We start from the raw sequence: 12,753 nt of genomic DNA on the forward strand, positions 1-12,753 counted from the left end.
GGCGGCGAATCCTACTTCTTAGAATCCCGCCCCTATGTCGAGCCGTCCCCCCGCCACTCCCGCCGCAAAATCTGCCGAATATGGCGAAGCCTCCATCCGCGTTCTGAAGGGCCTGGAACCCGTCAAGCAGCGGCCGGGCATGTACACCCGCACCGACAACCCGCTGCACTGCATCCAGGAAGTCATCGACAACGCCGCCGACGAGGCCCTGGCCGGTTTCGGCAAGCGCATCGACCTGACCCTGCACGTCGATGGCTCCGTCTCCGTGGCCGATGACGGCCGCGGCATTCCCTTCGGCCTGCACCCGGAAGAAGGTGTGCCCGTGGTCGAGATCGTCTTCACCCGCCTGCATGCCGGCGGCAAGTTCGACAAGGGCTCGGGCGGCGCCTACAGCTTCTCGGGCGGTCTGCACGGCGTTGGCGTGTCCGTCACCAACGCGCTGGCCAAGCGCCTGGAAGTGGCCGTCTGGCGCGACAAGCAGGTCGCCGGCATCGCCTTCGAGCATGGCGACGTCGTCCAGCAGGTCGTCACCCGCCCGGCCGCCAGCGGCGACCGCAGGCAGGGCACGACGGTGCGCGTCTGGCCCGAGGCCAAGTATTTCGAGAGCGCCGAGCTGCCGCGCCATGAGCTGGTGCACCTGCTGCGCTCCAAGGCCGTGCTGATGCCCGGCGTCATCGTCACGCTGAAGATCGAGAAGACGGGCGAGGTCACGACCTGGCAGTACAAGGCCGGCCTGCGCGACTACCTGGCCCAGGCCCTGACCGCCGACCCCATCGTGCCGTCCTTCGAGGGCGAGGGCTTTGCCACCGCCGGCGAGAGCGAGAACTTTGCGGAAGGCGAGGGCGCCTCCTGGTGCGTGGCCTTCACCGAGGACGGCGCGCCGCTGCGCGAGAGCTATGTGAACCTGATCCCGACGGTGGCCGGGGGCACGCACGAGTCCGGCCTCAAGGACGGCCTGTTCGGTGCGGTCAAGGGCTTCATCGAGATGCATTCCCTGCTGCCCAAGGGCGTCAAGCTGATGCCCGATGACGTGTTCTCGCGCGCCAGCTTCGTGCTGAGCGCCAAGGTGCTGGACCCGCAGTTCCAGGGTCAGACCAAGGAGAGGCTCAACTCCCGGGATGCGCTGCGGCTGGTGTCGGCCTATGTGAAGCCGGCCTTCGAGCTGTGGCTCAACCACCATGTCGAGCATGGCAAGAAGCTGGCCGAGCTCGTCATCAAGCAGGCCCAGACCCGCCAGCGCGCCGGCCAGAAGGTCGAGAAGCGCAAGGGCTCGGGCGTGGCCGTGCTGCCGGGCAAGCTGACCGACTGCGAGAGCCGCGACCTGTCGCTGAACGAGGTCTTCCTGGTCGAGGGCGACTCGGCCGGTGGCAGCGCCAAGATGGGCCGCGACAAGGAGACCCAGGCCATCCTGCCGCTGCGCGGCAAGGTGCTGAACGCCTGGGAGGTCGAGCGCGACCTGCTGTTCAAGAACAACGAGATCCACGACATCTCGGTGGCCCTGGGCGTGGACCCGCATGGCCCCAACGACACGCCGGACCTGTCCGGCCTGCGCTACGGCAAGGTCTGCATCCTGTCGGACGCCGACGTCGACGGCTCCCACATCCAGGTGCTGCTGCTGACGCTCTTCTTCCGCCACTTCCCCAAGCTGGTCGAGACCGGCCACGTCTATGTCGCCCGCCCGCCGCTGTACCGCGTCGATGCGCCGGCCCGCGGCAAGAAGCCGGCGGCCAAGCTTTACGCCCTGGACGAGGGCGAGCTGACCGCGACGCTGGACAAGCTCCGCAAGGAAGGCGCCCGCGAGGGCTCGTGGAGCATCAGCCGCTTCAAGGGCCTGGGCGAGATGAGCGCCGAGCAGCTCTGGGACACGACGCTGAACCCCGAGACGCGCCGTCTGTCGCGCGTCGAATATGGCCTGTTGGACTTCGCCGCCACGGTGGACGCCTTCAACAAGCTGATGGGCAAAGGCGAAGCCGCCTCGCGCCGCGAGCTGATGGAATTGCACGGCGACAGCATCGAGGTCGACGTCTGATGCAGACGGTCTACAACGCCGGGCACGCGGCCCATGCGGCGACGCATGAGTTCTTCCGCGGCCGTCTGGTGCCGGCGTTCGAGATCCCGGCGCGCGCCGACTACATCCTGCAGACGGTGCAAAGCGCTGGCCTGGGTGAGGTGCTGGCGCCTGTCGACCATGGCCGCACGCCGCTGGAGCGCGTGCATTCGACCCGCTACCTGGACTTCATCCAGGGTGCCCACGCCGAGTGGCTGGCCACGGGTGGCGAGGGCGACGCCTTCCCGGCCGTCTGGCCGGTGCGCTCGCTGCGCAGCGACGTCGAGCCGGCGAGCTTCGCGGCCCGCATGGGCCTGTACTCCATGGACAGCGGCACACCGCTGACTGCCGGCAGCTGGGCCGCGGCCTATGCCGGCGCCCAGGCGTCGCTGACGGCCCTGGACCTGGTGCTGGCCGGCCAGCGCTCGGCCTATGTGCTGACCCGCCCGCCGGGCCACCATGCCGGCGCCGACTTCTTTGGCGGCTATTGCTTCATCAACAACGCCGCCGTCGCCGCCCAGGCAGCGCGCGATGCGGGCCTGAAGCGGGTCGCCATCCTGGACGTGGACTACCACCACGGCAACGGCACCCAGGCCATCTTCTACGACCGCGCCGACGTCTTCTACGCCAGCATCCATGGCGACCCGCGCACCGAGTTCCCTTTCTTCCTCGGCCATGCCGACGAAACCGGGGCGGGCGAGGGCGCGGGCTTCAATGCCAACTTCCCGCTGCCGGTCGGCGTGGCCAACGAGGACTGGTTTGCGGCGCTGGAGCAGGCGCTCGGCAAGCTGAAGGCCTACCAGCCTGAGCTGCTCATCGTGTCCCTGGGCGTGGACACCTATGGCGGCGACCCGATCTCCCACTTCAAGCTGGACGGGCCCGAGTTCCGCCGCATGGGCGAGCGCCTGGCCGCGTTTGGCGCGCCGACGCTCTTCATCCAGGAGGGCGGCTATGCCACCGAGGCCATCGGCCGCAATGTCGTCGCCGTGCTGCAAGGCTTCGAGCGCGCATGAGCCTGCGCCTGCGTCCCACCATGCTGTCCGATCTGGACTGGGTCGTCTCGCTGGAGCGCGACGGCGCCAACCTGCCTTTCATCACGCCCTGGGACCGCACCCAGCACGAGGGGGCCATCCGCTTCCCGGACTCTCGCCATTTCATCCTCGAGGAAGGTGACCAGCTCGAACGCATCGGCTTTGTCATCCTGCAGGGCTGCCGCAATCCCAACGGCTCGGTCGAGCTGAAGCGCCTGGTGCTGCAGCCCAAGGGCCGTGGCCTGGGGCGCTCGGCTGTGCGCCAGTTGAAGGCCATGGCCTTCACGCAGATCAAGGCGCATCGCTTCTGGCTGGACGTGAAGGCCTTGAACACCCGCGCCCTCAAGCTTTATCAAAGCGAAGGCTTTGTCGAGGAGGGGCGTCTGCGCGAAAGTGTTCGCGTGACCATCGACGGGGCCGACGGCTATGACTCGCTGATCGTCATGTCGCTGCTGGACCGCGAATACCAGGCCCGCGTCGCCCTGGGCCAGGAGGCTGCATGAAGTCCACCTGGCTGCTGCTCGCCGCCTTCGCACTGCCGGCCCATGCCGATCTGTGGGGCTATGTCGACGCCGCCGGCATGGCCCATTTCGCGCCGCGCCAGCTCGATGCGCGCTACACGCCGGTGCTGGGCAGCGTCGGCATGCAGCGTGTGCCCGGCAAGACCGACGCGGGTCTCGCCCTGCTGAGCTGGCTGGAGATCGCGCCGGAGGTGAAGGCAGTGCAACCCTGGCTGCGCGAGGCTGCCGCCCAGCATGGCGTGGACGCTGATCTGCTGAAGGCCATCATCGCCGTCGAGTCCGGCTACCAGCGCAATGCCGTGTCGCCACGCGGTGCCACCGGTCTGATGCAGATCACACCCGAAACGGCCAGCCGCTACGCGACGCCGGCCGACGCGGCGCGCCTCATCGAGCCGCGCATCAACATCCACACCGGCGCCCGCATGCTGGCCGACCTGATGCGCCGTTTCGGCCGCATCGACGCGGCCCTGGCGGCCTGGAATGCCGGCGAGGGCGCTGTGCGCCGCGCCGGCAACCGTGTTCCCGATATCGACGAAACCCAGGCCCATGTACAGCTCGTCCTCGAGCTGTACTGGGCCCTGCTGCAGCAGAGCCAACCGGCCCGCGCGCAGCACTTGACCTTGCATCCATGAGTTCCCAGACCACGATCGACTTCAACGGCCCCACCGACGGTGGTGGCGATGACAGCAACGCGCTGACACTGGCGGCCTACGCCCAGCAGGCCTATCTCGAGTACGCGCTCAGCGTCGTCAAGGGTCGCGCGCTGCCCTCCTATGCCGACGGCCAGAAGCCCGTGCAGCGCCGCATCCTCTATGCGATGAAGCAGCTGGGCCTGGGCTGGAGCGGCAATTCCGGCGCCAAGCCGGTCAAGGGCGCCAAGGTCGTCGGCGATGTGCTGGGTGACTTCCACCCCCACGGCGACCAGTCTGTCTACGACGCCCTGGTGCGCATGGCCCAGGACTTTTCGCTGCGCTATCCCCTCATCGACGGCCATGGCAACTTCGGCAGCCGTGACGGCGACGGCGCGGCGGCGATGCGTTACACCGAAGCGCGCTTGGCCCCCATCGCCCGTCTGCTGCTGGACGAGATCGACGAGGACACGGTCGACTTCCGCGCCAACTACGACGGCCGCCTGCAGGAGCCCGTCGAGCTGCCGGCCCGCCTGCCTTTCGCGCTGCTCAACGGCGCCAGCGGCATCGCGGTCGGCCTGGCGACCGAAATCCCCAGCCACAACCTGCGTGAAGTGGCCGCCGCGGCCGTTGCGCTGCTGAAGGACGACAAGCTGTCCGACGACGCCCTGTTCGAGCTGGTGCCCGGCCCCGACTTCCCCGGTGGCGGCCAGCTCATCAGCGCGGCCGAGGACATCCGCTCGGCTTACACGACCGGCCGCGGCAGCCTCAAGTTGCGCGCGCGTTGGAAGATCGAGGACCTGGCCCGTGGCCAGTGGCAGCTCGTCGTCACCGAACTGCCCCACGGTACCAGTGCGCAGAAGGTGCTGGAAGAGATCGAGGAGCTGTCCAACCCCAAGGTCAAGGCCGGCAAGAAGACGCTGACGGCCGAGCAGCTGCAGCTCAAGGCCAGCCTGCTGGCGGTGCTGGACGGCGTGCGCGACGAGTCCAGCAAGGACGCGGCGGTGCGCATCGTCTTCGAGCCCAAGAGCCGCACGGTCGAGCAGCAGGACCTCATCAATGCCCTGCTGGCCCACACCAGCCTGGAAAGCAGCGCCTCGGTCAACCTGACCATGATCGGCGCCGATGGCCGGCCGACGCAGAAGAGCCTGCGTGAGATCCTGACCGAGTGGGTGGGCTTCCGCCAGACGACGGTGCGCCGCCGCACCGAGCACCGCCTGGCCCACGTCAACGACCGCATCCACGTGCTCGAAGGCCGGCAGCTGGTGCTGCTGAACATCGAGGAAGTCATCCGCATCATCCGCGAGTCGGACGAGCCCAAGCCGGCGCTGATCGAACACTTCAAGCTCAGCGACCGCCAGGCCGAAGACATCCTCGAAATCCGCCTGCGCCAGCTGGCGCGGCTGGAGGCCATCAAGATCGAGCAGGAGCTGTCCAAGCTGCGCGAGGAGCGCGCCAAGCTGGAAGACATCCTCGGCTCGCCCGCCGCGCTGCGCCGCACGGTCATCAAGGAGATCGAGGCCGACACCAAGCAATACGGCGACGACCGCCGCACGCTGATCCAGGCCGAGAAGCGCGTCATCGCCGAGGTCAGAATAGTCGATGAACCCGTCACCGTCATCGTCAGCCAGAAGGGCTGGGTGAGGGCGCTGAAGGGCCACGAGGTGGATGTCGCCGCCCAGACCTTCAAGGCCGGCGACGCGCTGTGGGGGGCCTTCCGCTGCCGCAGCGTCGACCCGCTCATCGTCGTCGGCAGCAATGGCCGGGTCTATTCCGTGCCGGTGTCGACGCTGCCCGGCGGCCGTGGCGACGGCCAGCCCATCACGACCATGATCGAGCTGGAAACCGGCAGCCAGATCGCCCATTACGTCGCCGGCGCGCCGGCCCAGCGCCTGGTGTTCGCTGGATCGACGGGTTATGGCCTCATTGCCCAGATCGGCGACCTGGTCGGCCGCCAGAAGGCAGGCAAGACCTTCCTGGCGCTGGAAGAAGGCGAAGCGCCGTTGCTGGCCGTGGTGCCTAACGGCGTGGTCGCCCTCCAGCTGGGTGTGCTGAGCGCCGAAGGGCGGCTGCTGAGCTTCCCGCTGGACGAGCTCAAGCACCAGCCCAAGGGCGGCAAGGGCCTGACGCTGATGGACCTGGAGGCCAAGGACTGCGTCGCCTCCCTCGCATGCTTCACGACCCAGCTGCGTGTGCACGGCAGCGGCCGCGGTGGCAAGCCGCGTGAGGAACTGCTGAAGAACCAGTCCCTGGCGGCGCACGCCGGCAAACGCGCTCGCAAAGGCAAGGCCGTGGACGGTCTGCAGAAGGTCGCGCGGCTCACTTCCGAATGAGGTGCGTCCGCTCGGAAATGGTGTCAGCCGGCCGTGACTTGGTGCACAACTGACAAAGCTGGGGCAGCGGTTAACAACTTGCTACAAGATCCCCCGGCCGCCTCCCTAGCCCGAGGGGTGTACCGACGCCTCAATACCTTTCGCTGCACTGCACAATGATTTCCGGCGGTTGTGCTTGACCGTCAGAAGTCAGGAGCTACGCAATGAAATTGAAATCCTTGGTCGCCGCCTCCGCGGTGGCACTAACAGCCCTAAGCAGCCACGCTGCTTCCACCGATTGGGGCTCGCACGACGCGTTTGAACTCGGTGGCAGCACCGTTTCCGGCGCTGTGTTCGACACCTACGCCTTCTCGCTGGGCGTCAACAGCAAGTTGACCAGCAGCGTGATTGCCAATCCTGGCAGCTTCCTGGGTGCAGCCTACACGCTGTATTCCTCCGGTGCTGACCACGTGATCGGCGGCGGCGACGACTCGCTCGTCGGCGCATGGGGCTTCAACACGGTCAACACCGTGACGCTGGGTTCGGGCAACTATTACTACTCCGTGCTGGGCGGCGCTCCGAGCGCTTCCACGTACGCCATCAGCTCGGTGGCCACGGCCACGACGCCGGTGCCGGAACCCGAGACCTATGCCCTGCTGGGCGCCGGTCTGGGCGTCATCGGCTTCCTCGCTTCGCGCCGCCGTCGCGACTGATAGCCCCCCAGAAAGACCAAAGCCCTGGCAGCCTCGCGGCTCCAGGGCTTTTTTCATGGGCGGCTCCGCGGCCGCCCCGGTCCGGCTTCAGGGCTTGGCGGCGGGTGCGCTGCCGATGTTGCCGCTCGAGGAAGCGCTCCACACGGCCCCAAAAGTTCTTGTTGGTCTCCAGCGCACGCCAGCCGTGGCCTTCGGTCGGATACACCACCCATTCCAGCCCGGTGTAGCCGGCGGCCTCCAGCGCCTTCTTCATGTCCGTGCCCTGTTGGGCCGCGACACGACGGTCCTGGGCGCCATAGGCCATCAGCAGCGGTTGCTTGATCTTGGCTGCCAACTTGACCGGTGCATTGGCGGCGAACATCTCCGCATCCTTCTCCGGATCGCCGACCAGCAGCTTGAGGTCGTACTCCCACACGCTCTCGATGTCGGTGCGGTTGCGGGAGAAGAGATCCACCGGGTCGGTGACACCCACCCACTCGAAGCCACAACGGAACAGGTACGGATCCCGCACCAGGCCCATCAGCGTGGCATAGCCGCCGTAGCTGGCGCCGGCGATGCAGATGCGTTTGCCATCCGCCAAGCCGGCGGCCTGAAGAACGCCTCGATCGGCAGCTTGGGCGCCTGGGCGCTGGCAATGGCAGACGACAACAGGGCCAGCGTGGCGCCGGCCTGTGCAATGAATCTCATGACTTCTCGCTGAAAAACCGGGGCGAAGCCTGATCGATATGGCTAGTCGTCGAACCCAGGGAAGAGCCGGCTGGGAAACACCATGCTTTGCGTGGTCCGCAGCACGACGCCGTCCTTGAAATGCACGTTGAAGCGCATGCCATAGCCGGTCTGGTCGGGTTCGATGGTCCAGTCCCAGACGTCCTCGCCACTGAGGCGGAAGAACACCCGGCTGCGCTCGCGGCCCAGCAGGCGGCTGACCTGCTCCGGCGTCATGCCGGGTTCGATGCGGGCGCGGCCTGCGGGCGAGAGGCCATCCTGGACGCCAACCAACTGGCCGTCCGCTGTAAAGCGGACCATGTAGGTGTGGCGACCCATGGGCTGGGTCGAGTACTCCAGCGTGCGGCCGCCATCGCTCTCGGGCCAGACGCGGCTGGGCTGGCCGTAGATCGCGACCACATCCGCCTCGCGGCTGACGCCCGGCTGCAGCCGCGCATCCCGGTCCGGCGTCGCGCAGCCGGCGAGCAATGCGGTACAGAGGGCGAGGGCGGCAAGGCGCATGGGCTTCTCAGCGTTTGGCCAGCGCCCTCGCGCAGTCGCTGACGAGGGCCGGCCCCTTGTAGATGAGGCCGGTGTAGACCTGCACAAGGTCGGCACCGGCCTCGATCTTGGCACGGGCGTCGGCCCCGCTCATGACGCCGCCCACACCGATGATGGGGTAGCCGGCGGGCAGGGCGGCGCGCAGCAGGCGAATGACACGGTTGCTGGCCTCGAAGACCGGCGCGCCCGACAGGCCGCCCATCTCGTTGGCGTGGGCCAGGCCCTGCACCTTGTCGCGGGTGATGGTCGTGTTGGTCGCGATGACACCGTCGATGCCATTGGCCTTCAGCGTCTGGGCGATGACGGCCACCTGGTCTTCCTCCAGGTCGGGCGCGATCTTGACGAACATCGGCACGCGCCGGCTGCTCTGGGCGTCGAGCTGCTGCTTGCGCTGCTGCAGCTTGCCGAGCAGCGCATCCAGGGCCTCGTCACTCTGCAGCGCTCGCAGGTTCTTGGTGTTGGGGCTGGAGATGTTGACGGTGATGTAGTCGGCATGCGGGTGCACGCCTTCCAGGCCCAGCAGGTAGTCGTCCGCCGCGTTCTCGATGGGCGTGGCGGCGTTCTTGCCGATGTTCAGCCCCAGGATGCCGCCGGCCTTGCGGAAGCTGTGGGCGCGCTTCACATTGGCGATGAAGCTCTGCAGGCCCTCGTTGTTGAAGCCCAGGCGGTTGATCAGCGCATTCGCCTCGGGCAGGCGGAACATGCGTGGCTTGTCGTTGCCCGGCTGGCCCTTGGGCGTCACCGTGCCGACCTCGATGAAGCCGAAGCCCATCGCGCCCAGGCCGTCGATGCAGCGACCGTTCTTGTCCAGGCCGGCGGCCAGCCCGATGCGGTTGGGAAAGCGCAGGCCGGCGACGGTCACGGCGTCGCTGACGCGCTCGCCGCACCACAGCAGCTGGGCCGGCGTGTTCTGCAGCCTGGCGATGCTGCCCAGCGTCAGTTCATGGGCGTGTTCGGGGTCCAGGCCGAACAGGAAGGGGCGGGAGAGGGCGTAGGGGATCAGCGGCATAGCCCGCGATTCTCTCAGCCAGCGTCCGGCCGGTCCCAGGGGGGCAGCTCGCCCATCTTCTCCAGCATGAAGTCGATCAGGGCGCGGACCTTGGGCGCCGGGTGGCGGCTGGGCAGATAGACGGCATAGAGGGTGTCGGCATCGGCCAGGCCGCCGATGGGTTGCCAGCCGTGCAGAACGGCCTTGAGCCGCCCCGCGCGCAGGTCGGCGCCCACGGCATAGGTGGGCAGCACGGCCAGGCCCAGGCCGGCCAGGGCGGCCACGCGCAGGGATTCGCTGCTGTTGGCCGTCAGCCCACTTTCGAAGCGCAGGGCGCCGCGGGTCTCGACGTCGACTTCGCCGTGCTCGGCATGGCGGAATCGCCAGCGGTCGGGCGACTGCAGATAGCCAAAGCGCAGGCAGCGGTGGCCGGTGATGTCTTCGACGGCTTGCGGCTCGCCATGGGCCTCGAGGTAGGCCGGTGCTGCGCAGAGCACAAAGTGGATGGCCGCCAGGCGCCGCGCCACCAGGCCGTCCGACGGCTTGTGGGTCAGGCGCAGCACGACGTCGAAGCCTTCCTCGGCCAAATCGACATAGCGGTCGTTCAGCCCCAGCACGACATCGATCTGCGGATGGCGCGCACAGAACTCGGCCATCAGCGCCGTGAACTGCAGATTGCCGAAAGCGGTGGACACCGACAGGCGCAGCACCCCGCGCGGCTCGTCGCGGCGGCCGGCCAGTTCGGTCTCCAGGGCCAGCGACTCGTCCAGCAGCCGCAGTGCGCGCTCGTACACGGCTCGGCCTTCGGCCGTCGGGCTGACGCTGCGCGTCGTGCGGTGCAGCAATCGGGTGCCGAGCTGGTCCTCCAGCCTCACCACCTGCTTGCTGACGGCCGACTTGGTCGTGCCCAGCAGGCGCGCGGCGCCCGAGAAGCCGCGTGCATCGACGACGCGGGCAAAGGCTTGCAGATCCTCGAGACGTCCCATGGTGATTGGGTTCCTTTTGGAAACTCTGAAACGATTTTCTGATGGATTGTGTCTTGTTTGGTTGATTTCTAGAGTGCAGCCATGCCTTCTCAAGGAGCCGTCATGTCCACCTCCACCCTGTCGTCCTGCATGGCCCGGTCCTTCCAGCCCAGCCGGCTCGAGCGCCTGCTTAGCGCCGCGGCGGCTTCCAGCCTGCCGTTGCTCTTCATCCTGCTGTGGAGCAGCGGCTATGTGGCCGGCAAGCTGGCCCTGCCGCACACCGGTCCGCTGACGCTGTTGACGCTGCGCTTCGGCCTCGCCGCCGTCGTGCTGCTGGCCGTGGCCGCTGGCACCGGTGCACCCTGGCCGCATCGCGCCCGCGGCTGGGGCCATCTGGCCGTTGTCGGGCTGCTGATGCAGGTGCTGCACTTCTCCTGCATCTACTTCGCGCTGCAATGGGGCCTGAGCGCCGGCGTGGCCGGCCTGCTGATCGGCCTGATGCCGCTGGCCACGGCCCTGGGCGCTCACCTGTGGCTGGCCGAGCGCATCGGCCGGCGTCAGTTGCTGGCCCTGTTCGGCGGCTTGGCCGGCGTGGGCCTGGTCATTGCCGACAAGCCGCTGAACGGCGCCTGGACGGCCTACGCCGTCGCCGGCCTGGGCCTGCTGGGCCTGGTGGCTGGCACGCTCTACCAGAAGCGTTTCTGCGCCCACATGGACCTGCGCAGCGGCGCCGGCGTGCAGATGGCGGTGTCGGCCCTGGCCGTGGCAGCCATCGCGTGGCCGACCGAGCATTTCGCGATCGACTGGGCGCCCGAGCTGATCGGCTCCTGGCTGTGGCTGGGCCTGGTCAACTCCATCGGCGCCTTCAGCCTGATGTTCATCATGATCCGCCGCGGCCAGGCGGGGCAGGTGGCGCGGCTGTTTTTCCTGATCCCGGGCGTGTCGGCGCTGATGGGTTTCGTGCTGCTCGGCGAGCGCCTGGAGCCCCTGGCCCTGGCCGGTTTTGGGCTCTCTGCGCTGGCCGTGTGCTTCGCGGCCGCCAAGCGGTGAAAATGCAGGGCTTCCTGGAGCCCCTGCATCATGAAACCTCTCGACGACCCCCGCCACGACCGTGAAGCCGGCTCCCGCGACGAAACCCGCGACACCACGCGCACCGACGACACCCGCATCGGCGCCGTCCGCGCCCTGATCAGCCCGGCCCTGCTGCTGGAAGAGTTGGCCATCCCCGACGCGACGCTGGAGCTGGTCGAGCGTGCCCGCCAGGAGATCAGCGACGTGCTGCACGGCCGCGACGACCGCCTGCTCGTCATCGTCGGCCCCTGCTCCATCCACGACCACGACCAGGCGATGGACTACGCTCGCCTGCTCAAGGTGGCGCGTGACGAGCTCAAGCGCGACCTGCTCATCGTCATGCGTGTCTACTTCGAGAAGCCGCGCACGACGGTGGGCTGGAAGGGCTATATCAACGACCCGCGCCTGGACGGCAGCTTCCACATGAACGAAGGCCTGCGCCTGGCCCGCCAGCTGCTGCTGGACGTCAACGGCCTGGGCCTGCCGGCCGGCACCGAGTTCCTGGACCTGCTGTCGCCGCAATACATCTCCGACCTCATCGCCTGGGGCGCCATCGGCGCGCGCACCACCGAGAGTCAGAGCCATCGCCAGCTGGCCTCGGGCCTGAGCTGTCCGGTGGGCTTCAAGAACGGCACCGACGGCGGCATCAAGGTCGCCAGCGACGCCGTGCTGGCTGCCAGCAGCGCCCACGCCTTCATGGGCATGACCAAGATGGGCACGGCCGCCATCTTCGAGACCCGCGGCAACCAGGACTGCCACGTCATCCTGCGCGGCGGCAAGGCGCCCAACTACGACGCCGCTTCGGTCAACGCGGCCTGCGACGCGCTGAAAACATCGGGCCTGCGCGAGCAGGTCATGATCGACTTCTCGCACGCCAACTCCAGCAAGAAGTACGAGCGTCAGGTCGACGTCGGCCATGACGTGGCGGGTCAGATCGCCGGCGGCGATGCACGCATCACCGGCGTCATGATCGAAAGCCATCTGCAGCCCGGCCGCCAGGACCTGGCCGAGGGCCAGACCAAGGCCGACCTCAAGCCCGGCGTGTCCATCACCGATGCCTGCCTGGGCTGGGCCCAGACCGAGCCGCTGCTGCGCGAACTGGCTGCGGCCGTCCAGAAGCGCCGCGGCTGAACTGTTTGCCCCTCGCCCAGTCCTGCCGCGCTGAACGCCGGCAGTCTGGTCGGTCCCCCGAGGGGACGGCGATGCTTGC

At 68.1% G+C, this 12,753-nt stretch carries 12 protein-coding genes; 8 read left to right on the plus strand and 4 right to left on the minus strand.

Annotated features, from left to right (window positions below):
* Nucleotides 1-34: 34 nt before the first annotated feature.
* The 6 genes from ACS5PN_RS01280 (at nucleotide 35) to ACS5PN_RS01305 (ending at nucleotide 7,253) form a co-directional block, all read left to right on the plus strand.
* On the plus strand, nucleotides 35-2,029 hold the full coding sequence (locus ACS5PN_RS01280) for a DNA topoisomerase IV subunit B (protein ID WP_439462135.1): 1,995 nt from the start codon (nucleotides 35-37) through the stop codon (nucleotides 2,027-2,029).
* Complete coding sequence (locus tag ACS5PN_RS01285) at nucleotides 2,029-3,060, plus strand: histone deacetylase family protein (protein WP_439462136.1); 1,032 nt, start codon at nucleotides 2,029-2,031, stop codon at nucleotides 3,058-3,060. The genes ACS5PN_RS01280 and ACS5PN_RS01285 overlap by 1 nt, the downstream gene beginning before the upstream one ends.
* Nucleotides 3,057-3,581, plus strand: a complete 525-nt coding sequence (locus tag ACS5PN_RS01290) for a GNAT family N-acetyltransferase (RefSeq protein ID WP_439462137.1) — start codon at nucleotides 3,057-3,059, stop codon at nucleotides 3,579-3,581. Before ACS5PN_RS01285 ends, ACS5PN_RS01290 begins: the two co-directional genes overlap by 4 nt.
* Entirely contained in the window at nucleotides 3,578-4,231 is a 654-nt protein-coding gene (locus ACS5PN_RS01295; RefSeq protein WP_439462138.1) for a lytic transglycosylase domain-containing protein, read from the plus strand. Before ACS5PN_RS01290 ends, ACS5PN_RS01295 begins: the two co-directional genes overlap by 4 nt.
* Nucleotides 4,228-6,561: a DNA topoisomerase IV subunit A gene (gene parC, locus ACS5PN_RS01300; protein WP_439462139.1), complete on the plus strand. Its 2,334-nt coding sequence runs from the start codon at nucleotides 4,228-4,230 to the stop codon at nucleotides 6,559-6,561. Before ACS5PN_RS01295 ends, parC begins: the two co-directional genes overlap by 4 nt.
* Before the next feature lie 203 nt (nucleotides 6,562-6,764).
* On the plus strand, nucleotides 6,765-7,253 hold the full coding sequence (locus tag ACS5PN_RS01305; RefSeq protein ID WP_439462140.1) for an FxDxF family PEP-CTERM protein: 489 nt from the start codon (nucleotides 6,765-6,767) through the stop codon (nucleotides 7,251-7,253).
* Here the strand turns inward: ACS5PN_RS01305 and ACS5PN_RS01310 are convergent.
* The 4 genes from ACS5PN_RS01310 to ACS5PN_RS01325 are packed head-to-tail and all read right to left on the minus strand — an operon-like array spanning nucleotide 7,216 to nucleotide 10,493.
* Nucleotides 7,216-7,980 (minus strand): alpha/beta hydrolase family protein, encoded by a 765-nt coding sequence (locus tag ACS5PN_RS01310; protein WP_439463680.1) that lies wholly within the window; start codon nucleotides 7,978-7,980, stop codon nucleotides 7,216-7,218. The two genes, ACS5PN_RS01305 and ACS5PN_RS01310, sit on opposite strands and share 38 nt — an antisense overlap.
* A gap of 2 nt (nucleotides 7,981-7,982) precedes the next feature.
* Nucleotides 7,983-8,480, minus strand: a complete 498-nt coding sequence (locus tag ACS5PN_RS01315; protein ID WP_439462141.1) for an outer membrane protein assembly factor BamE — start codon at nucleotides 8,478-8,480, stop codon at nucleotides 7,983-7,985.
* Between the two features lie 7 nt (nucleotides 8,481-8,487).
* Nucleotides 8,488-9,528 (minus strand): quinone-dependent dihydroorotate dehydrogenase, encoded by a 1,041-nt coding sequence (locus tag ACS5PN_RS01320; protein ID WP_439462142.1) that lies wholly within the window; start codon nucleotides 9,526-9,528, stop codon nucleotides 8,488-8,490.
* A 14-nt stretch (nucleotides 9,529-9,542) separates the two neighbouring features.
* Nucleotides 9,543-10,493 carry a LysR family transcriptional regulator gene (locus ACS5PN_RS01325; RefSeq protein ID WP_439462143.1) on the minus strand — a complete coding sequence of 317 codons (951 nt, stop codon included), beginning with the start codon at nucleotides 10,491-10,493 and terminating at the stop codon, nucleotides 9,543-9,545.
* A 102-nt stretch (nucleotides 10,494-10,595) separates the two neighbouring features.
* Between ACS5PN_RS01325 and ACS5PN_RS01330 the strand changes: the two genes are divergently transcribed.
* Nucleotides 10,596-11,522 carry a DMT family transporter gene (locus ACS5PN_RS01330; protein WP_439462144.1) on the plus strand — a complete coding sequence of 309 codons (927 nt, stop codon included), beginning with the start codon at nucleotides 10,596-10,598 and terminating at the stop codon, nucleotides 11,520-11,522.
* 30 nt (nucleotides 11,523-11,552) lie between these two features.
* Nucleotides 11,553-12,674 (plus strand): 3-deoxy-7-phosphoheptulonate synthase, encoded by a 1,122-nt coding sequence (locus tag ACS5PN_RS01335; protein ID WP_439462145.1) that lies wholly within the window; start codon nucleotides 11,553-11,555, stop codon nucleotides 12,672-12,674.
* Nucleotides 12,675-12,753 lie beyond the last annotated feature (79 nt).

This window comes from Roseateles sp. NT4, from assembly GCF_051857475.1.
Taxonomy (GTDB): Bacteria; Pseudomonadota; Gammaproteobacteria; order Burkholderiales; family Burkholderiaceae_C; genus Pelomonas.